Annotated in this window: 21 protein-coding genes and 1 tRNA gene; 1 reads left to right on the top strand and 21 read right to left on the bottom strand. The window is 40.0% G+C overall.

The genetic code is table 11. From position 1 onward, the window contains the following. Positions 1-159: 159 nt before the first annotated feature. From VEI_RS01120 to relB, 4 genes are all read right to left on the bottom strand, one after another. A complete protein-coding gene (locus VEI_RS01120) occupies positions 160-726 on the bottom strand; it encodes an anthranilate synthase component II (protein ID WP_059361411.1) in 567 nt (188 codons plus the stop codon). Next, complete coding sequence (locus tag VEI_RS01115) at positions 726-2,195, bottom strand: anthranilate synthase component I family protein (RefSeq protein ID WP_059361409.1); 1,470 nt, start codon at positions 2,193-2,195, stop codon at positions 726-728. The genes VEI_RS01120 and VEI_RS01115 overlap by 1 nt, the downstream gene beginning before the upstream one ends. A 424-nt stretch (positions 2,196-2,619) precedes the next feature. Then, positions 2,620-2,883 (bottom strand): type II toxin-antitoxin system RelE family toxin, encoded by a 264-nt coding sequence (locus VEI_RS01110; protein ID WP_059361407.1) that lies wholly within the window; start codon positions 2,881-2,883, stop codon positions 2,620-2,622. Between the two features lie 3 nt (positions 2,884-2,886). After that, positions 2,887-3,111, bottom strand: coding sequence for a type II toxin-antitoxin system RelB family antitoxin (relB, locus tag VEI_RS01105; RefSeq protein WP_059361405.1), 225 nt, complete (start codon positions 3,109-3,111; stop codon positions 2,887-2,889). Between the two features lie 189 nt (positions 3,112-3,300). Here relB and VEI_RS01100 point away from each other — a divergent pair, with 189 nt between their 5' ends. Next, the gene (locus VEI_RS01100) at positions 3,301-4,479 is read left to right on the top strand and encodes an MFS transporter (protein WP_059361403.1); all 1,179 of its coding nucleotides are present in this window, start codon (positions 3,301-3,303) and stop codon (positions 4,477-4,479) included. Between the two features lie 139 nt (positions 4,480-4,618). Here the strand turns inward: VEI_RS01100 and dcuC are convergent, their stop codons facing one another. From dcuC to VEI_RS01015, 17 genes are all read right to left on the bottom strand, one after another. Continuing rightward, positions 4,619-5,872 (bottom strand): C4-dicarboxylate transporter DcuC, encoded by a 1,254-nt coding sequence (dcuC, locus tag VEI_RS01095; RefSeq protein ID WP_059361401.1) that lies wholly within the window; start codon positions 5,870-5,872, stop codon positions 4,619-4,621. A 106-nt stretch (positions 5,873-5,978) separates the two neighbouring features. After that, positions 5,979-7,223, bottom strand: coding sequence for a M20 family metallo-hydrolase (locus tag VEI_RS01090; protein WP_059361398.1), 1,245 nt, complete (start codon positions 7,221-7,223; stop codon positions 5,979-5,981). A gap of 29 nt (positions 7,224-7,252) precedes the next feature. Beyond that, positions 7,253-8,548 carry an amidohydrolase gene (locus VEI_RS01085; RefSeq protein WP_059361396.1) on the bottom strand — a complete coding sequence of 432 codons (1,296 nt, stop codon included), beginning with the start codon at positions 8,546-8,548 and terminating at the stop codon, positions 7,253-7,255. Positions 8,549-8,754: 206 nt separating this feature from the next. Further along, positions 8,755-9,696: a DMT family transporter gene (locus VEI_RS01080; protein ID WP_059361394.1), complete on the bottom strand. Its 942-nt coding sequence runs from the start codon at positions 9,694-9,696 to the stop codon at positions 8,755-8,757. Between the two features lie 90 nt (positions 9,697-9,786). Further along, entirely contained in the window at positions 9,787-10,716 is a 930-nt protein-coding gene (locus VEI_RS01075; protein WP_059361392.1) for a DMT family transporter, read from the bottom strand. Between the two features lie 5 nt (positions 10,717-10,721). Further along, entirely contained in the window at positions 10,722-11,198 is a 477-nt protein-coding gene (locus VEI_RS01070; protein ID WP_059361390.1) for a YhcH/YjgK/YiaL family protein, read from the bottom strand. Positions 11,199-11,522: 324 nt separating this feature from the next. Beyond that, positions 11,523-13,589, bottom strand: coding sequence for an elongation factor G (gene fusA / locus VEI_RS01065; RefSeq protein ID WP_059361388.1), 2,067 nt, complete (start codon positions 13,587-13,589; stop codon positions 11,523-11,525). 120 nt (positions 13,590-13,709) lie between these two features. Continuing rightward, entirely contained in the window at positions 13,710-14,828 is a 1,119-nt protein-coding gene (hydE, locus tag VEI_RS01060; RefSeq protein ID WP_059361386.1) for a [FeFe] hydrogenase H-cluster radical SAM maturase HydE, read from the bottom strand. 4 nt (positions 14,829-14,832) lie between these two features. After that, positions 14,833-15,564 carry a YaaA family protein gene (locus VEI_RS01055; RefSeq protein ID WP_059361385.1) on the bottom strand — a complete coding sequence of 244 codons (732 nt, stop codon included), beginning with the start codon at positions 15,562-15,564 and terminating at the stop codon, positions 14,833-14,835. Further along, on the bottom strand, positions 15,542-16,153 hold the full coding sequence (locus VEI_RS01050) for a hypothetical protein (RefSeq protein ID WP_059361381.1): 612 nt from the start codon (positions 16,151-16,153) through the stop codon (positions 15,542-15,544). The genes VEI_RS01055 and VEI_RS01050 overlap by 23 nt, the downstream gene beginning before the upstream one ends. A gap of 193 nt (positions 16,154-16,346) precedes the next feature. Next, a complete protein-coding gene (locus VEI_RS01045; RefSeq protein WP_059361378.1) occupies positions 16,347-17,084 on the bottom strand; it encodes a hypothetical protein in 738 nt (245 codons plus the stop codon). 123 nt (positions 17,085-17,207) lie between these two features. Beyond that, positions 17,208-17,298, bottom strand: a tRNA-Ser gene (locus tag VEI_RS01040). Between the two features lie 50 nt (positions 17,299-17,348). Continuing rightward, positions 17,349-17,783, bottom strand: coding sequence for a Dps family protein (locus tag VEI_RS01035; protein WP_059361376.1), 435 nt, complete (start codon positions 17,781-17,783; stop codon positions 17,349-17,351). Between the two features lie 247 nt (positions 17,784-18,030). Next, positions 18,031-18,642: a serine O-acetyltransferase EpsC gene (epsC, locus tag VEI_RS01030; RefSeq protein WP_059361374.1), complete on the bottom strand. Its 612-nt coding sequence runs from the start codon at positions 18,640-18,642 to the stop codon at positions 18,031-18,033. 228 nt (positions 18,643-18,870) lie between these two features. Next, positions 18,871-19,521: a hypothetical protein gene (locus VEI_RS01025; RefSeq protein WP_223209307.1), complete on the bottom strand. Its 651-nt coding sequence runs from the start codon at positions 19,519-19,521 to the stop codon at positions 18,871-18,873. Positions 19,522-19,675: 154 nt separating this feature from the next. Then, on the bottom strand, positions 19,676-20,173 hold the full coding sequence (gene queF / locus VEI_RS01020; RefSeq protein WP_005380022.1) for a preQ(1) synthase: 498 nt from the start codon (positions 20,171-20,173) through the stop codon (positions 19,676-19,678). Between the two features lie 142 nt (positions 20,174-20,315). Beyond that, positions 20,316-20,717 (bottom strand): hypothetical protein, encoded by a 402-nt coding sequence (locus VEI_RS01015; protein ID WP_059361370.1) that lies wholly within the window; start codon positions 20,715-20,717, stop codon positions 20,316-20,318. Between the last annotated feature and the right edge of the window lie 71 nt (positions 20,718-20,788).

The raw sequence follows: 20,788 nt of genomic DNA, 5'->3' as shown, positions 1-20,788 counted from the left end.
TGGTCATGGGACCGGATTTAAATTTAAATAAAGATGGTAGTCGAGATGGTGGTCCTAAAACGACTTTGGCCCTGTCCCGCAGGGACAGATCTGGCCGGTGGAGGCTTTAGGGCCTCCATCTCGACTACAAATGTATATAAGACAATACCGGTCCTGGTACTACTTAGATAAGAAATTGCGAATCATTTGTTCCCCATTTGGTGTCATGATGGATTCCGGATGGAATTGCACGCCGTAGATTGGGTAGTCTTTGTGTTCTACGCTCATTACTTCACCGTCGTCCGTAATGGATGTAACGATGAGTTCGCTTGGCATGGTTTCGTCAATAATCGCCAAGGAGTGGTAGCGAGCCACCTCGAATTGTTCAGGTACGCCTTTAAGGATTTTGGATGGGTGTACTTGTTTGGCTACGCTTTGTTTGCCGTGCATAACTTGTTTTGCATAGGAAACGGTGCCGCCGAATACTTCGCCGATGGCTTGGTGACCAAGGCATACACCAAGGATTGGGAATTCGCCTTTGCATTCGCGTAATAGGTCTTCGTATACGCCCGCATCAGCTGGTCTGCCAGGTCCTGGTGAAAGTATCACGTAATCTGGTTTCAACGCACGAATTTCTTCAACTGTTAATTCATCGCTGCGGATGACTTTAATGTCTGGATCGATAGAGCCTACTAATTGGTATAAATTAAAGGAAAAACTATCGTAATTATCTATAAGGAGTACCATTATTCTACCTCCTGTGCATCTGTAATTGCGGAAATCATGGATTGGCCTTTGATCAAGGTTTCGTTATATTCACTAGCAGGAACACTATCGCGAACGATACCTGCACCAGCTCGAACATAAACCTTACCGCCTTTATTCATAGCCATGCGGATGCCGATACATACGTCCATGTTACCGGAGAAATCGATATAACCTACAGCACCGCCGTATACACCGCGCGGGCTTTTTTCTAGTTCGTGTAAGATTTCGATAGCACGAATCTTAGGAGCCCCGGACAATGTACCAGCTGGCAATGTAGCACCGATGGCATCGAGGGCATCTTTACCGTCTTGAATGTCACCGCTTACAGTAGATGTAATGTGAATTACGTGGGAGAAACGTTGCAACATGTGTAACGCCTCTACTTGTACTGAACCGAATTTAGCAATTTTACCTAAGTCGTTACGGCCAAGGTCAACGAGCATGTTATGTTCAGCCAACTCTTTTTCGTCATTAATGAGTTTTTCCTCAATAGCGAGGTCCTCTGCTTCGGTTTTACCGCGGCGCATAGTACCTGCAATTGGGAAGGTGTACATTTTACCATCCGTCAATTTTACCAATGTTTCTGGAGAAGCACCTGTAAGCTCTACATCGCCACCAGATAGGTAGAACATGTATGGAGATGGGTTCAATGTACGCAATACGCGGTACGCATTTAACAAGCTGCCATCGAACTCAGCTTCACGGCGATTAGATACAACACATTGGAAGATATCCCCTTCCTTGATGTAATGCTGTGTCTTTTTAACAACTGCTTCAAACTCATCCTTTGTAAACTCAGAGGTAAACTCTGTTTTAAGAATGCCTTTTGGAATGTCCACCTCTTTACCGTTTACTACGAGATCAGCTAATGCTTTCAATTCAAGCTCAGCCTTGTTGTAGTTACGTTCTAAATCGTTTGTGCTGATATTAGCGATTAAGTAAATTTTATTTTTATAATGGTCGAATGCGATGACTTTGTCGAAGAGCATAAGGTCTACGTCGTTGACCATAGCAGAGTCATCGTCTGGTGTTGAGAAATCCAATGTTGGCTCGATGTAGCGAATGTATTCGCAAGCGAAGTACCCTACAAAGCCACCTGTAAAGGTTGGTAGCTCTTCTAAGCGAGGGCTTTTATATTGGCTCAAAATATTACGAATTTCTGCAGCTGGGTCAGAGCATTCAAAGGTACGCGTTGTACCATCTTTGATAGTCATTTTATGGTTTTTGCAGAAGAGCTCAATCTTAGGATCGTAGCCTAAGAAGGAGTAACGGCCCCAATGATTACTATTATCCGCACTTTCAAGCAAGTACGTATGACTGCTCACTTGTTTTAATGCTTTCAACACACTAATCGGTGTGCGTACGTCGGATAAAATTTCCATATATACAGGCACGATATCGTAGCCCGGTGCGATAGCTTTCACACGGTCAAGACTAGGGAAAATCATGAGAACCTCCATCTGGCATTTTCCAATAAAAAAACTCGCCCATGACAATATAACGTCAAGGACGAGTCTATAGTTCTATTATTACAATATGATTGTATGTGCTATAAATCGCGGTACCACCTTGTTTGAATGCAGCGCATTCCCCTTTCGCAGGATACTAACATATCCCTCACGACTAACGCTCGTGTGACGTCGCACCATACTAGGAATGAAAGTTCATTCTGTTCCATGCGCCCTCGGTGGTCCATTTAATAAGCTGCGTACTACGGGTTCTCAGCTAATCCCGCTCTCTGTGAGTGCATTTCCTATTTTTATCTCCACCTCATCGGTTTCTTTCAGGCGAGTATAAAATTATAATCTGATTATAATGTTTCTATAGAATGAAAGTCAAGAAAAATCTCAACTAACATTATAATTTCTAAACTTATTTGTAGATTTCTTTCCTATGTGCTACTTCAAATAAAAAGATAACAAGTTTATCATCTTGAATATCTGCAAAGAGCCGATAATCCCCTACACGATAGCGCCAAACACCTTTAAGATTGCCTTTTAATGGTTTTCCATGCATTCTCGGATCAACACAATCAACAAGGTTCTTAACAACCCAGTTTTTTATAACTCGTACTACCGGTTTATCTAACTTCTTCAATTCTTTTAATGCCGAATCAGTAAATATAACCTCGTACATTTTCTATACCCCCAGTTCTTTCCAAACTTCCTCATGGGAGTAATGTTTTTCTTTATTAATCCGATTACGAGCCCGCAAAATACGCTTTTCATCTAGTGCTAAGTCATCTTCAATCTTATCAAACACGACTTGTCTAATGAACGATGAAATATTTAAGTTATGTGCGGCTAAATAGGTTTGTAATAGTTTTTCTTCATCTGAACTAATACGTAATGAAATCATTGCCATATGCTCACCTCCAAAATCATAGTATTAAATTAATTCTATCCACTCTCTTCAATCCGTATTACTTGTATTACAATTATATCTGATTATATATTATTTTTCTAATATTTATAATGCATAACAACCTATATCACGTTATACTATAAATTATATATTATATATTAGTATTCATTTATCGATTTAGGAGTTTTTATGGAAACGTGGAAACGAACGGTATACATTAGCTTAGTCTGTGTATTTTGTATCGCCTTTGGGGTAAGCCAATTAGCACCAATTCTACCTTTGTACTTTCACGATTTAGGTGTACAAACACCGGAGGCCATGTCACTATGGTCTGGCTTGGCTACAGGGGCCACATATATAATCGTATGTTTAGCAGCACCCTTTTGGGGACGCATTGCCGATAAAAGAGGACGTAAAATCACGTTAATACGATCTAGCTTTGGCATGGCATTATGTAATATTTTAATCGCCTTTCAGACAACACCAGAAGGAGTTGTTCTGATTCGCTTAATTCAAGGTCTTGTTAGCGGTTTTTACTCAGCATCTATCACGCTAATTGCTTCGGAATCGCCAATTGAACGTACCGGATGGGCCTTAGGACTATTAGCCTCTGCTAACCTTGCAGGTTCATTGATTGGTCCTTTATTAGGTGGCTACATTGCGGACACCGTAGGTATTCGCAATGATTTTATCATCGTAGGCATCATCATGGGCTTGGCTGGTTTATTAGCCACTGTGTTTATCCACGAAGATTATGTACCAAAAGATAATGTTGAAAAGCTATCAATTAGTAAACTGAAAGAGCAAATCCCTGAATTCAATAGTATTATAGCTTTATGTGTGGCATCTTTTATTTATGCTATTTGTATCATGTCCTTGCAACCTGTTATCTCCGTTTATATCAAAGGGATTCTACCTAGTAACACGGAAAATATAGCCTTTATTGCAGGTGCAGTCTTCTCAGCAATGGGTATCGCCCAATTAATCAGTAGCTCTCCGCTTGGCAAACTAGTCGATAAAATCGGGCCTCGTAAAGTATTAGTTATTTCTCTAATATACGTAGGTATCTTGAATATTCCTCAAGCCTATGTTTCTGATGTATACCAACTCGCCATCATTCGATTCTTACAAGGCTTTGGTTTAGGTGGCATGTTACCAGCATTAAATACCTATCTTTCATCTAAAACTCCTCGTGAGTTTACAGGTCAAGTATTCTCTTATAATCAGTCCTGTTTATTCCTAGGTTATTTCCTAGGTGCAGTCGGTGGTGCTAGTCTTATGGCATGGCTAGGCTTTACTACACTATTCTGGGCTAGTGGCGGATTATTTATTATTTCCGCGCTCTGGATTGGCCTTAAACTAAAATAATATACGTACAATACAACAAGAACCCCACAAAGACCGGTTTGATCTAATGGGGTTCTTTTATTATGTATTCTAAGATTTAACGTCTTTAATACACCTGTGATTTATGAATTTATAGTTTTACAGCTACATTTTAATCTAATCATAGTAACAAGAGCATAATCACTACTGTAGCAACAATACATGGTACCGCATTGCGTTTTGCCATTTCCATAGGGTTAATACCTGCAAGGCCAGCAATGATGATACCTGCACCTGCTACTGGGCTCATGCTACGGCCGATACCAGCACCCAATTGAGCCATGGAGCCGAGTTGCATAATGCCATAGCCAAAGTCTGCCGCATGCGGTGTTACAGCTCCGTTAAATGCAAGAGCTGCCGCATTACCAGAACCAGAGATAACTGCTAATAAGAATGGACCAAAGGCTGCACCGATTTGGGCGATTTGTTGAGAGTTTTTCATACCATCAATAAGGGCATTTGTAAGACCAATAAGTTGCATACCAGCTGTGAAGCATGCAGCAGCAGCCATAAGACCGACTACATCACACATGCCATCGCCAGTACCGCGGAAGAATTTCTTAACTGCTTCCGTTACATTCGGACGTACAGCAATAATACCAATAGCTGTACCAATGAGCATAGATACAGGAACAGAAATTTCTGGAATCACTGCTACTTGTTTACTACCGAGTACAAGTAATACTAGAGGAATAATCGGAATAATAGCATAGAGATAGTTCACTTTAAATGCTTTGCCTTCCTCCGCATTAGAACCTTTTACTACATAACCAGTATGCTCTTTCTTAACAATGGCAACGATATTAAGCAAAATAGCTGCCACTACAATGCCAATAATAGCTTGCATAGAGAAGCTCGCAATAACGGTCATTACGTCTTCACCGGCGAGTTGTGCTACTTGAGGGTTAAACATAAGCCCAGGGCTCAATGCACTACCCCAAGTACCTAAGAAAATGGCAGAACCTGCCATCGCTGGATGTACACCAGCACGAATAAGTGCAGGAATCAAAAGTGCACCTACTGCCGCCGCACAACCGGCTGCTGTAGGCAACGCAATGTTGATTAAGAACGTAATAATAACAGCACCAGGGATGATGATCTTAGTCATCTTTTTAAGGCCTGCAGCGATGAAATATACCATATGCTCTGTACATTTTGTATACTCCATAACATAACTAAAACCAAGCACAGTACAAATGGTTGGTACAAGACCTGGGTTTATAAGCTCTTTCACAAATGCCGTCGTACCAGCACCAAGTTGTCCACCAATAAAACACATTAATAAGCCCGATAATAATAATACAAGCCGCGTTTCAAACTGTTTAATAATGGCAATGAATGTCACCACTACAATAACAATACCAGCTATAACCATATTCTCTCCAATCCGTGTAATTTCAGTTCAGAATAGTTACAACCGCTCTATTCAATCGTATATCTGAAATACACCATTACACATATTGATATCAATTGATATCAACTTACACAAGTTTTGTTGTTTCTAAACTAAGTTTTCTAAGTACTGTATCTAGTACCTTAGCACCCGTTATGATGTCAGCCAGGTCCGCAAATTCAGCTGGATTATGACTAATACCTTCACGACACGGTATAAAAATCATCCCTGTAGGGACCACATCAGCCCAGTGCATCGCATCATGTCCAGCGCCGCTTGGCATAGTCATATACTCTACATCTACTGCTTTAACTGCACCCTCGATTTCTCGAATCATTGCCGGATGCATAGCCACAGGATGGTCTTGCGCTATCGGCTCAATAGTATACGATAAGCCACGTTTCTCACAGATAACATCAATAAACTCTTTAATTAATGTCACCACAGAATCACGAGCTACCTTAGAAATACTACGAATATCCACACCTAGTTTTACAGCCCCAGGAATGACATTCATCGCACCAGGAATAACTTCAACAACCCCCACGGTTCCCACCACTGGTGGTTCCTCTTGCATAGATGCAATCTCCTCTATCCCTAAGATAACCTTTGAAGCCCCACATAGCGCATCGTGTCGCAATTTCATTGGCGTCGCTCCACTATGATCCGCATTACCTCTAATCGTTACATAAAAACGTTCAGGCGCCGCTATGCCCGTAACAATACCAATCTTTTTCTGCTCGTGTTCTAACACTTTACCTTGCTCGATATGGATTTCTGTGAAAGCTTTTACAGGTCGTGTATATTCCATAGTTTCAATACCATCAGGATTAAGATTCCGTGATTGTAAGGCCTCATATATAGATATACCTTTTTTGTCTACCAATCGGTGCAAATCATCGAGTGTTAGTTCACCGCGCATCGCTTTACTCCCCAATGTAGCTGCCCCAAAGCGACTAGATTCTTCACACATAAAAACTACTACTGCAATGGTATGATCGTGTTCAACATTATCCTCTGTCATGCTACGTACTGCTTCTATGGCAGATAATACGCCAACCACACCATCATAATTGCCCCCATTAGGAACACTATCGGTGTGAGATCCCACCATGACCACTGGTAAATCAGGATTTTTACCAGCTTTATAACCGATAACATTGCCAAATCCATCTGCTTCAACTGTGAGCCCCGCATCAATCATACGGTCTACAATATATTGACGTCCTGCCCAATCAGCATCGGTAAAGGCTAAACGATTAATGCCGTCTCCAACATCCGTCAATCGTGCCATCGCCTCAAAATCTTTAGCTAATCGTTCTTTTTGAATCATATATACTCCTCAAAACTAATATGTAGAAGTTATTTTAAATAATGCTCTGCAATAGCAGATAATGCAACAATGCCGTTTAACATATCTTCTTCATCAATATCGAATAATGGATTATGATGAGGCGCCTTAATGGCAGAACCTAACACCATATATGTTGCGCGACCGCCACGATCGATAACGCGATTTAAGAAGTACGCACAGTCTTCGCTGCCACCACCGCTATAATCAAACGGAACCTCTTTAAAAATACCTAATGGTTCAATAATCCCTTGTACTTCGCTAGCTAAATCATCACTGATACGTCCAGCCGGTGTTTCACCTTGCTTCGTAATTTCAAAAGTGCAATCATGCATTTCTGCAGCGCTTTTGATAATAGTTTTGGCACGTTCAATCATATAATCGTTGATTTCTGTTGTAGCTCCGCGCGTTTCCAGCTTAAGAACCGCCACATCAGGTGTAACATTACGGCCTGTACCACTTTCAAACACACCAACATTCATGCGAGACGCACCTTGGCTATGGCGTGCAATAGCTTGTAAATTAAGAACCGCTGTACACCCTGCAAGCATGGCATTCTGTGCTTTCTCAGGAGATCCACCAGCATGAGCAGAATATCCGTGGAATACGGCATCAAGTTTTGTAGTCGCCAAAAATCCATGATCACTGCAAGCAAAGCAGTTAGATAATTTTTCATTAAATCCAATATGCATACCGAACATTAAATCCACATCATCTACGACACCTGCCTCGGCCATCGCCTTAGCACCGCGTACACCTTCCTCAGCTGGTTGGAATATGAGCTTAATGGTACCCTTAAAATTATCCTTGTGGGTTGCCACATATTCTGCCAAGCCAAGTCCCATTGTCATATGTGTATCATGACCACAAGCATGCATCGCCTTATCATGACAAGAACGGAAGCCACTTTTTGCAGGAATATGACAAGCCTCATTGGACTCAATTACATCATTAGAGTCCATATCAGCACGAAATGCGACAACAGGACCGTCATCACTAAACTTCATAGTTGCTACTATAGCAGTTTTACCATAGCCCATCTTTTCTACAAGTTCTGGATTAGCTCCCTCATCGATGGCACGATCCATAGCGGCTTTCATCACTTCATCACTAGGTAATCCCATACGAGAGTTTAAATCGAGCACTTCTGAGCCCAATGCCACATTATAGCCCAATGAAATGAGTTTATCTGCAACCTTGGCTGCAGAGCGGTACTCAAGCCACGCTGGCTCTGGATACATATGAAAATCGCGGCGCATAGCTATAAACGCATCACGACGCTGTTGTACAAATTCCTTAATGTCCATAATTATCTCCTTAATAAAGCTAAATCTATCTACTTCTACTATATGAATAGCTGTAGGAATAGTCAACAAACGGAACTATGTATACAGTATAAATCGAATACCACCTTACATAAAATGACAAAAACCTATATTACTATGACAAAATATGATAATCATAGCTATATAGGTTTTAAAAGTAATCAATTTATGTTTAAGACTCATTGAATCTAAGCAATTTCTTCTTTATTAAGTTTTTCCAATACATCTCGTTTAAGTTGTCGTTGTCGATCCCAGGCAATAATAAATACGGTAGCGATGATACAGAACATCCCGAATATACCTACCAAAGTAAATCCATTACCCAGTAAGGCCCATCCAAATATGGCTGCCGAGATTGGCTCTAATGAAGATAAGATAGAACCTTGCACTGCTCCTATGCGCCGCACACCTTCTATATATGCATTAAAGGATACAACGGTGCCTAGAATTATAATCGTGAATAAACCGAGCCAGGTCATGCCATCCCAAATTACTTCCGATTCAATTTGTTGGAAAACAGCTACAGATAAAATACCACAGATAAACATGGCAAATCCCACTATAGATGTGGTGCCATATTTTTTAAGTAGTTCTATTGGTTGTAATGTGTACACGCATATACTTGCAGCAGACACCAATCCCCAGAACATCGCTTCCCCATTAAAGGAGGAAATATCTAAACCTTCTTGCTTGACGATACAAACTGTACCCACCATGGCCAACACAATACAAAACAGCTCTGGTATCGATGGCTTTTTAAAGTACCGCAGAAATAGATAAATAATAATCATCGTAGGCGCCACATACTGTAATACCGTAGCAACACCAACCCCAGAAATAGCGATAGCTCTAAAGTATGTATATTGTGCCAACGCAATGCCCAGTATACCGAATATGAGCAATTTGCCAAAGTCTTTTGCGTTCTTAAATATATCAAAGATACGTTTTCCATCTTGCATATAAGCAATCATTATTGTCAAGATGCCGGCTACTAGCAAACGGACCTCTAATAGCCACTCTACATTTAAATGTTTTGCACTCTCAAGGAATTGTACTGACGTGCCTGAAAGCCCCCAAAAGAGCGCTCCCATAATGGCGAGCCCCATGCCTATCCACTGTTTCTCTTCCATACATCCTCCGCTTACAAATGCTTTCATAATATGTATCATGATAACAAAAAGGCCCCCATTCTACAACACATAGAACAGAAACCTTTCACATTAAACAGTATTCGTATTTTCAGTCCTTTTAGGCTGCGGTTTACGTCGTTCAAGAGCAATGATAATAACAGTTGCAATAATCATGGCCATCCCTAAGATACCAATCCAGTTAAATTGATTGCCCAATAAGGCCCATCCAAGGAAGGCAGCCGAAATAGGCTCAACAGATGATAGGATAGCCCCTGAAACAGCACCAATCCGCTTAACCCCTTCTAGGTAGGCATTAAAGGATACGATAGTACCAAGGAATACTACATTAAAGCATCCTACGATAGTCCACACATCCCATACTGCGTAAGAATGGGGCTGATGAAATAAAACTGCTGCTACGAGACCACTAATGAGCATACCAAAACCTACAATAGGAATTGTCCCGTAGGTTGCTAGTAATCGTACAGGGGAAACACTATATACAGCTACGCCCACGGCAGATAATAAGCCCCAGAATAAAACATCACCACGAAAGCTTTCAAAAGAGAATCCATCGTTCCCCATTAAACAAATAGTACCGACCAATGCGAGTATGACGGAAATAATTTCACCACGAGACGGCCGTTTTCCATACCTCATTAACATATAAATGATAATCATAGATGGTGCTAAATATTGTAATACCGTTGCAATGCCTGCCCCAGCAAGAACAATAGCTCTAAAATATGTATACTGACATAATGCCATGCCAAAAACGCCAAAAATTATAAGACCTAACGTATCTCTAGCGCTACGAAACACATGGAATACGTAGTTTCCTTGTCTAAACCACGCATAGAGTACGGTCAAAAGTCCAGCCGTTATCAATCGCATGGTAATAAGCCACTCTAAATTCATGTTGCGGAAGTTTCCTAAAAATTGGACCGATGTACCAGACACCCCCCAAACGATAGCCCCTAGCAAGGTTAAGACAATACCTATAACTTCATATCGCTTCATGGTACTTATTCACCTAGTAGAGATACATGGACCTTAACAACAACCTTACGAATACTAATAGGCTTATCGTTAACAGCTAGCAGAGGACGATGGATATCAGAGGGAAAGAAAACCGTATAATACCCTTCTGGACAATAAATAGTCCCTTCATCAACAGATTCGTTAGGGTAGAAATAGCAATCTCGTTCGGGATATGATTCAATCGGTTGTACTCGCCCATGGTCTACAAAAAAGCCCATGTTTTCTTCGCCACTCACCATAAATTGAATATCTACATAATTTTTATGAGACTCTGGCTTTGTGGTTTCAAATAATTTTGTTTCCACATCATCTACATTGGCGTACATCATATCGCCCTCGATAGCATGACGACCTCCAGATAAGGCTTTTAAATCTGTGTGCTTTAAGAAATCAAGAGCACGAACGATGGCTGCAGGGTATCCCATTTTTGTATAATCTGCATGTATACTTGAAAAAAACATAGGTACATCCTTTCTATATAAACCATAGTGCATATAACACCATACATACGATTAATTATTAATCTATTTGTATTGATTTTATACTTCTATGGTAGCACATATGCGCCTTGGCTTCCATATAGGATTACGCAAAACAAACCCTCCATACGCTACATATATGGAGGGTTCGTAAAGTACTATTCAAATTTATGACTTACGTCAATGATTGTTATACATATGAAATTGTATATTAAGTTTTATATTAAGTTTTATATTTAGTTGTATATGAAGTTGTTAGTAAAATGTCAATTCTCAATGAAATTAACTTCGTGGACAGTTTTTACATTAATCTTGTTCCTGGAAAGCAGCAATTATTTCATCTGCTTGTTTGTGAGGAACCTCTTCATAACTGTAGAACTGACGATTAAATACGCCTTGTCCTTGCGTCATGGAACGCAATACAGTTACATAGTCTGACATTTCTGCCAATGGTACTTGTGCTTTAACAACAGATATACCTGTTCTTTCACTTTGTTCCATGCCTAATACGCGACCTCGACGGCTATTTAGATCACCCATAATGTCACCCATGAAAGCATCTGGTGCAAACACGTTAACTTCATAGATTGGTTCTAATAGGACTGGTTTCGCCTTAGGAATTACATCCTTGATAGCCTGTGACGTAGCTACTTTAAATGCTAACTCTGAGGAGTCTACAGTATGGTAAGATCCATCCAAGAGTGTCACTTGCACGCCAATCATAGGATATCCCGCAATTAAGCCTTTATCTAGGGTTTCTTTGGCACCCTTTTCCACTGCTGGTATATATTGTTTTGGTACAGCACCACCAAAAATCTTATCTACAAAGGCAAACTCTTGACCATCAAACAATGGGTCAACTTGAATTTTAACATGACCATATTGACCATGACCGCCACTTTGCTTTTTATATTTTGATTCTGTTTCTGCAGAACCCTTAATAGTTTCACGATATGGAATATATGGTTTTACAAGTTTAGCTTGTACGCCGTATTTACGGTCAATCTTGTTGAGAATGTGTTCTAAATGCACCTCACCCATGCAGTCAATTTGTAATTGACGTGCTTCTGGATTTTTCACAACTACACAAGTTGGATCTTCTTCAGCTACTTTTAAAACAGCACCCGCTAATTTTTCCTCCTCACCTTTTTTCGTTGGTTCTAAAGCCACAGTATACAAAGGTTGAGGGAAACGAATTGGGTCGTACTTCACTTTAAAATCAGGAGTTGTCAAAGTATCGCCTGTTTTTGCATTAGCTAATTTCGGTATCACTACGATATCGCCAGCTTTAGCAGCAGATACTGGAATTTGTTGCTTCCCAATAAGGGTAACCATCTTACTCCATTTTTCTTCGGCACCTTGATTTACATTGAAAAGCTTATCGCCTTCCTTAAGTTCACCAGAGAAGATACGTACAAAACTTTGTTTGCCTGCGAATGGGTCAAGCAATGTTTTAAACACAAATGCTGTTAATGGTTTATCTACATGTACCACAACTGGTTCATCGGACCCTGCTTCAACAGCAGTCATAACCTTTTTAGCAGCATCTGGCATATACCGAATCATTCGGTCCAATACTTGATCTAAGCCAATCCGAGATGTGGCACTACCACACATGATTGGGCACACACGGCCACTAATCATCCCTTCGCGTAGACCTTGACGAATTTCTTCTAATGAAAGCTCTTCGCCTTCTAAATATTTTTCCAACAATTCATCGCTACCTTCAGCCGCGGCCTCTACGGTCATTTCCCGTATTTCTTGAGCCTTTTCGATAAGGTGAGCTGGTACAGCGATTTCTGTTGGTTGGCCGTCCTTATAAGTAAACGCAGTCATTTTAGCTACGTCTATAACACCTTCAAAATTGGCACCTTCGCCAATTGGAATTTGAAGTGGCATAATTGCCTTGCCAAATAGTTCACGCATACGTTCAATAGTGCCAAAGAAATCGGCGCCATCAACGTCCATTTTGTTAATAAATGCCATACGTGGCATTTGCAACTCAACAGCATAATCCCAAGCACGTACTGTATCTGTTTCAACACCAGTTGTAGCAGACAATACCATAAGCATGCCATCACAAGCACGCAATGCAGCACGAACTTCACCATGGAATTCATTGTAGCCAGGAGTGTCAATAAAATTAACCTTGTGGTCATGCCACTCACATGGTGCCATGCCCAACTGGATTGTTACATTACGTTTAATTTCTTCAGGTTCAAAGTCCATAATATGTTTGTTATCTTGGCCTTTACCTACAAAGTCAACAGCACCAGAGGTTAATAATAAAGATTCAACAAGAGCAGTTTTCCCTGCCCCATCATGGGACACTACAGCTACGTTACGAATCTGATCACTACTATATTCTTTCATCGGAATCGCCTCCTTATAAGAAACTATTTGGTGTTCTTGCTATATTGTTTCGACGCTAGAATATAAAAATCCTCTTTTTCCGAAAAAAACTTTTATCGAAAAAAGAGGACTATTATACAACTAAAAGGATCCTGTCCGTTTACCGTAATGTTTAGAATCCCCATTTTGTTTCCAACCTACAGTGTCACCGATGGACATAACGCGACGTGTTAAGCAGTCTTTACATTGTTCTGCATTGTCATCTACGCAAGGTTTATTATCGTATAGCAAATATTTTGCACGGTGTTCTGGAATCGTAATGATAGGCATCAAGATATTCGCTCCAGCGGCTAAACCTTTTTCACGGCCTAGTTTATCGAGCGCTTGCAACGCTGTGGTAGCCGCAATGTTTACGTCTTTCAAGAATAAACGAGTCAACGCAATCATCTTAAGGCCTAGTTGAACGCGGCGGAGCTTACCTTCTTTGTCATCGATGCCCATAGCTAGAGCCTCTTGGCCTAATGGCGTGTCGTGATGCACTACATAAGGACCCATACCGATCATGTCGATATCCATGTCGCGATAGAACAAAATATCGTTCACTAAATCTTCCTCCGTTTGACCAGGCAGGCCGATCATAACGCCCGTACCTACTTGGAAGCCTACGCGGCGCAAACGACGTAAACATTCTACGCGCGTTTCAAAGGAATGCAATTCATCTTGAGGATGAATCTTGTAGTATAGCTCTTTATTTGTTGTTTCAATGCGCAATAAGTAACGGCTCGCACCGGCTTCACGCATGCGGCGGTACGCCTCTTCGCTTTGTTCCCCTACGCACATCGTAATGCCTAGAGAACCATCGCCGATGGCCTTAATATCGCGAATGAGATCTACCACATAATCGACAAATATATCATCACTGCGTTCACCAGATTGTAGCGTAATAGAACCATATTCATGGTCATACGCCCACTGTGCCATCTTGATGATATCTTCACGATTCATATCAAAGCGTTCCGTCTTGTCATTTTCACGACGGATACCGCAGTAATTACAATTCTTAATGCATCGGTTCGAAAACTCGATGAGACCCCGATAATACGCTACAGGCTTTACATATTTCGCCTTCACTTCGTAAGCCTTTTTATATATTAACTGCAACTCGTCTTCATCAGTTACAGATATGAGAAATCGCAATTCTTCCTCAGTCAGCCATTCATCGCCGACAAGGTCTTTTCCGAGAATGTCTTGCACTTGCAAACAATCACTTCCTTTCGTAACGAACCGTCATCGATTCGCTTGGTATCGTAATGGATTCAATATCAGTAACGCAGATAAATCCATTAATTTCGCGTGGTAAATCTCGCACATGCTTCACGTGGTTCGTCAAACATGCGTGTGCCATCATACCACGACTCATTTTGGAGGACGTACTCATCTGTTTAAATGTATCGCCTCGTAATTCCCAAAATTCAACGGTTACCACCTTAGGATGGTTTACCATTTTGGCGTATTCTTTAGATGCTAGGTTTAGGATCCAATCTTCCTTGTGAAAGTATGCATCTACCGCTTCACGCCAAGTTTCATATAAATTAATCCCTACCTTATCGACCATATCTAATCGATAGTCTCTGATGCCCATCGTAGGCTCTACAACGCCATATAACGCAGACATGATAGCGAGATGATGTTCACCAAACGCCCTAGCCTCATTAGATAGCCCTGCCCAGTCTAAATATTTAAAGGCAATGCCATCGTAGCTTTCACAAGCACGACCTACTGGCTGCGCCTCAAAGTCTAGATAGAAGTCATAGAGGTCCTGCGCCTTATCAGCCTTGAGCTTGAGAGCCTTGCCAAGAGCTACCACATCAAGAGACTGCACATGTGTTAGAATCTTTTTCGTAATTTTTGGTTGAAATTCAGCCTCTAATGGAACCTTGACCGTTACAACAGGGGAAATCGTTTTTGTCTTACTAGGAGAGAGGACGATTTTCATGGGATAATTCCGCCTTAAGAGTTTCCTCTGTTAGGTTATCGATTAAATCAGGATTCCACAACATAAGAGGAACTGCCACAACATGTGTAGCCTTCATTTCTTTACATAATTTAATACATTCTGCTAAGTATGGAGATTCATTGTCATGAACATCACACACGATAACCACGTGGCGACCTTTGAGGTTAACCCCTTCGTAATCGATGCTTTCACCAGAAACAGTAAGCAATCCTGTTTCCAAACGGCCTTCACTCATATCGCTGACACGAGCCATCAAAATATGCTCTAACATGGTAGATACGGGTGTCACAACTGCACCTGTACCAATGAGAGCCTCAGGTTGTGCGTGAACGATAACTGTTTTCTTGCGTTTATCCGTTCTAAACTCCATTAATGCATGTTCCAACGCAGAGAAGAACACAAATAATTGCCAAGGATCGAGAGAACCTGTTTGGAACATGTCGATAATCGTGCCATCTGGTTCAATATTAAGGCGAGCCAATAACTCCTCACCGATATCGCGAACAACCTCGTTATAATCAGATTGTAATGGGGCATTTAAAATATGAGTTTCTTTTTCTGTTGCCATGAAAGCCTCCTAAAATACATATATAAACTGCTATACCAGCAAATTAAATTCTATCTTTTATTGTATCATATTTTATTCCTAAGAATATACTATATCAGGGCTTTTATAAGTAGATACAAAAATGCCATTGCTACTGGTAACATCTACCAGTAGCAATGGCTTAAACAAACTCTAGAGTTATAGAGTTATAGACTTATAACTTAAATGTTATCTCCGTTTGCATACGAGCATCTGATTTAGACTTATTATCCTTTGATCCAGTATAGCGAATACGCACATCATTCTTTACTTTAACGCGGGAGTCATCAATCTTAAATTTCTTCATTTTTTCTTTGATTTGCTCATCTGTTAACGCGCGCTCTTCAGGTTTTGCTACCTCATCATTAGCTTTATCAAGAGCCTCTTGTTGGGCCGCTGATACTTTTGTCTTGTCAGATTTTCTAGCTCTTTTTTCCTCTAATTTTTGGCGTCGTTCTTCTGTAATTTTCTTATCCCGTGCAATGCGGTAATCCATTACCTCACGCATATTCTCCTGATAGATGCGCAATGCAAATTGACGGTCATTTTCGTTCATTTGCTCCCGCTTTTCTACCACTTCATCAATAAGAGGCATCAACTCATCTTTTGTATAACTAGTACTGCCATCAAAAACAAAGCCATGTGTATCTGTAATGGCCCCATGTTTTATAAGTGTTTGCAGCGCTGTATACGTCCAATCATTTGGGGTTATCACATCTTGACTTACACGATGTGAAGATGAAGAAACTTTAACATCATCTGTATCAAAGCTAATACCATCTACTACAGGTCGTGCACTAGGGATTTCCACACTATTAGCATGAACTGTACCTAAAGTTGCGACTAAACATAATGCACCAACACTTAAAGCACGGCGAATCATTGTTAAGCGATGTGTATATATTGTATTCATAAGAGTCTCCTTAAATTAAATTTTATACAATCTATTATAATCAATCAGATATGAATACGTCAACTCTATCCCTTTTCTTACTATAAAAAAAGCCCTCACATCAGACGATGTGAGGGCTCAGCATGGCGGAGGATTAGGGATTCGAACCCTAGCGACGGTAACCCGCCCTAACGATTTAGCAAACCGTCCTCTTCAGCCTCTTGAGTAATCCTCCATGCTTTACTGGGTAATCATATCATACCCAATAAGGCATTGTCAATTGAATTATTTCAACATAGATTCGATGAACCAAATTTGTTTTACATAATATGCAATGTGGTCTTCCATCATGTTGGAAAGCAAGAAGTTATCTTCTTCACCAGCGGCCTTACGAATAGCAGCAGCTTGATCCTTCATATATTTGAAGTCGTGAAGTAAAATTTCAATAACTTTATGTTGAGGAACATCTTCTTGACCTAGCTCACCAATTTTTGCTAATTTAGCATATTCAGCAGAGTTTACCAATGGGAATTCACCTTGCATCTTTACATGTTCAGCTACGGCATCAAAGTATTCAAACGCTTCATCATAAATGGATTCCAAGTATTCATGGATAGATTTGAATTGTGGACCAGTTACGTTGAAATGAAGATTGTGTAATTTTACATTCCATACGGAAAGATCTGCTAAATATTGATTTACTTGTTGTACGTTTTTCATAATAATTACTCCTTTTTCATTTAATTCTCAATTACTATTTATCCTAACATCAGGATAAATCTAGTCGGCTTTTATGTTTGTTATTTATTTTTGTAATTTGTAATCAATATTGATTACAAGATTATAATACCAATAATGATTTTCCTTGTCAATAACTTTATCGATTATTTCAATAATACTTTTATGAAACAAAAAACCTCTTACCATCAGATATGCATCTAACAGCAAGAGGTCTAAGCCAGTCTATTTATATATAGTACTCTATGTAGTTTTCTGGATAAGGACTGTCAGTAGACGCCCCATTGTTCGCACTTCTCCGAGGTTTGCGCACATACATATTTTCAGGATCCGTTTCAAAGATGACCATATCTTTAGGAATATCGTGTTTAATAACAAGATTACATCCAATTTTGGTGCGTGCCCCAATCGTAATATCCCCTAAAATTTTCGTACCTGTACCGATAAGCACTTCATCTTCTATAGTTGGATGGCGTTTCACCTTTTTAGAGGACATACCACCTAAAGTTACTTGATGAAATAATGTTACATTATCCCCTACAATAGCCGTTTCACCTATAACAACACCCATACCATGGTCAATAAATAAGCCTCGACCAATGGTAGCTCCTGGATGAATTTCAATGCCTGTTACATGACGAGAATGAAGTGCTATACGGCGTGCCAATGTAGGCCATCCCGCTTTATAGAGACGATGTGCAAAGAAATGCCAAAACAAAGCTGTAATATGAGGATAGGTCCATAAAACCATCCATACATTTGATGCGGCTGGGTCAGAATCCATTACACGTTGAATATTATATTGAATTTTCCCCCATAATTCACGCAAACCTTGCATTATAACTACTCCATATCTACTTACCTAGCCTATCTCTCTTAGGCATTAAAAAGAAAACGCCCTTGGATACTCCCAAGGGCGTAAGTCACGGTTTCATCTATCACCAAACTATACACCGGGTATAATCATTTGTACACTCTATAGATATATTCCTACTGTAACACCTAGGAATATATCTGTCAAGAATTTTGAGGGTCTTTAAAGTCCGCAGTTTATAGGAAATAACTGAGTTTATCGTATCTTACTAAGCGTGTTAATCACCGAATCCCACGTAATAGGCACCGTCATAATAGCAACGGCGATTCCTATCCATAAAAGACTTCCCACGATAACTACAAGCCTAGAGAGCACAAACTGGAAAGCCCTACTATTGCCATATAAGATGATGTTCTTTCGTTCAGATAATACAATATACCCCCATAAGAAACCAGCCAAGGTATACGTTACAATATGTGGATTTAATATCAAATAAGAAACCACATCTGGCATATGCTCTTTTCTAGATATAATTGGTGAAAGCAAGCCATTTACCTCAACGGCCCATAATTTATACCACAATAGCACCAAGATGGCAGGCCACATAGAACGCCATGTCATCCATAGAACATAACCATAATTTACCAAAGCCCCTGCCACTTGACCATGATACTTGCGTAAATATCGTTCTATCCAAGAGTTTGAACTATGCCCTTGCTCCATTTGCAAAAAATAGAACTGAATATAACGTTCCCCATGTGTAATATCTACCAATCCTAATGTTTGTAATAGGACAAGAGCAAATATACCAATAGTGACAAGTTGAAACCATTCACTAAATAGCCAACTAGATGGCACCATACAGTCTGTAACAGCCATGTCGATACGCAATACTAATAGTATCAACGCTATGTAAGCGCTCCACCGTGTCCATCGGCTGTATGTATGTAGTGAACTATGACTACCAACGACGAGCGCTGCTGGATGTAATGACAACAACAGGCCAAATACAAAGCAAAATATGAATGCCGAGATGACCGCTATAAATTCGTAATTCATCTTAACGGTACGCTACGCGTTCAGGCTGCATATCGTGGAAATGAAGGCGCTCTTTCGCTGTCTTTTCCCAGTCTGTACCAGGCTTGCCGTAGTTTGCATATGGATCAATAGATAAACCACCACGCGGTGTAAACTTGCCCCACACTTCGATGTACTTAGGATTCATCAACTTAATCAAATCCTTCATGATGATATTAATGCAGTCCTCGTGAAAGTCCCCGTGATTGCGGAAACTAAATAGATATAATTTCAAAGATTTGGACTCCACCATTTTCTTATCTGGTACGTAAGAAATGTAGATTGTCGCAAAGTCTGGTTGACCTGTCATAGGGCACAAGCTTGTGAACTCAGGGCAGTTAAATTTTACAAAATAATCATTGTCTGGGTGTTTGTTATCAAACGCCTCTAACACCTGTGGTGCATAATCAGTAGGGTAATCGGTCTTGTGACCTAACATCGTTACCCCTTGTAACTCTTTTTCAGATCTGCCGGATGCCATAAGGAACCTCTTTCTATACATTCTATAATTAGATATATTAAATAATTCATATAATACTTAATTATATCATAAGAGGTTCAACCTCATTATACTTACGTTTCTATATACGTAATTAATAGATTAAGATTCTCTAAAATAATAACTATATTGCTCTCCAAAGATTAATACCACCAATAGTAAATGCGATTAGTTTTATCAATATACCACTTTCAACTTGTATGCCCCAACCAATAAAACAAATGCCTATAATTATACTTGATATACGGGCAAAATAACTAGTTTTACTATATTTCAATAAACGTACAGCCTTTTTTATACCTTCCACAAAGCGGTCTTCCTTTATATATCTATAAATGACTTTTATCTCCTCAATATTTACATATATAAATATCGCATTAATAGCCCCAAAACAGGCTATAGCATCTATCTTACGATACGGCCCATCTCCTGACTGAAGTAGCGAATATACAAGAGCTGCATCCAATATAAAAAGAACAATAAACATATATATAGCTTTAAAAAAATTTTTATTATTAACAGACATGACTATTTCTCTCTTGACTATAAATAATAGAAATATGCTTTTCTCTTTACAACTTAAACGCTACAAAAAAT

Source organism: Veillonella tobetsuensis, from assembly GCF_001078375.1.
GTDB classification, from domain to species: Bacteria; Bacillota; Negativicutes; order Veillonellales; family Veillonellaceae; genus Veillonella; species Veillonella tobetsuensis.
The sequence above is the reverse complement of the archived record's forward strand: the minus strand, read 5'-3'. Positions and strand labels throughout refer to the sequence as shown.

Excerpts from the sequence above, each read along its gene's own strand:
- VEI_RS01120 (WP_059361411.1), bottom strand. The coding sequence starts at position 726 with ATGGTACTCCTTATAGATAATTACGATAGTTTTTCCTTTAATTTATAC.
- VEI_RS01050 (WP_059361381.1), bottom strand. The coding sequence starts at position 16,153 with ATGGCAACAGAAAAAGAAACTCATATTTTAAATGCCCCATTACAATCT.
- VEI_RS01015 (WP_059361370.1), bottom strand. The coding sequence starts at position 20,717 with ATGTCTGTTAATAATAAAAATTTTTTTAAAGCTATATATATGTTTATT.
- VEI_RS01045 (WP_059361378.1), bottom strand. The coding sequence starts at position 17,084 with ATGAATACAATATATACACATCGCTTAACAATGATTCGCCGTGCTTTA.
- VEI_RS01110 (WP_059361407.1), bottom strand. The coding sequence starts at position 2,883 with ATGTACGAGGTTATATTTACTGATTCGGCATTAAAAGAATTGAAGAAG.
- queF (WP_005380022.1), bottom strand. The coding sequence starts at position 20,173 with ATGGCATCCGGCAGATCTGAAAAAGAGTTACAAGGGGTAACGATGTTA.
- VEI_RS01080 (WP_059361394.1), bottom strand. The coding sequence starts at position 9,696 with ATGGAAGAGAAACAGTGGATAGGCATGGGGCTCGCCATTATGGGAGCG.
- dcuC (WP_059361401.1), bottom strand. The coding sequence starts at position 5,872 with ATGGTTATAGCTGGTATTGTTATTGTAGTGGTGACATTCATTGCCATT.
- relB (WP_059361405.1), bottom strand. The coding sequence starts at position 3,111 with ATGGCAATGATTTCATTACGTATTAGTTCAGATGAAGAAAAACTATTA.
- VEI_RS01070 (WP_059361390.1), bottom strand. The coding sequence starts at position 11,198 with ATGTTTTTTTCAAGTATACATGCAGATTATACAAAAATGGGATACCCT.
- VEI_RS01075 (WP_059361392.1), bottom strand. The coding sequence starts at position 10,716 with ATGAAGCGATATGAAGTTATAGGTATTGTCTTAACCTTGCTAGGGGCT.
- VEI_RS01055 (WP_059361385.1), bottom strand. The coding sequence starts at position 15,564 with ATGAAAATCGTCCTCTCTCCTAGTAAGACAAAAACGATTTCCCCTGTT.
- VEI_RS01115 (WP_059361409.1), bottom strand. The coding sequence starts at position 2,195 with ATGATTTTCCCTAGTCTTGACCGTGTGAAAGCTATCGCACCGGGCTAC.
- VEI_RS01090 (WP_059361398.1), bottom strand. The coding sequence starts at position 7,223 with ATGATTCAAAAAGAACGATTAGCTAAAGATTTTGAGGCGATGGCACGA.
- VEI_RS01100 (WP_059361403.1), top strand. The coding sequence starts at position 3,301 with ATGGAAACGTGGAAACGAACGGTATACATTAGCTTAGTCTGTGTATTT.
- VEI_RS01035 (WP_059361376.1), bottom strand. The coding sequence starts at position 17,783 with ATGAAAAACGTACAACAAGTAAATCAATATTTAGCAGATCTTTCCGTA.
- fusA (WP_059361388.1), bottom strand. The coding sequence starts at position 13,589 with ATGAAAGAATATAGTAGTGATCAGATTCGTAACGTAGCTGTAGTGTCC.
- VEI_RS01085 (WP_059361396.1), bottom strand. The coding sequence starts at position 8,548 with ATGGACATTAAGGAATTTGTACAACAGCGTCGTGATGCGTTTATAGCT.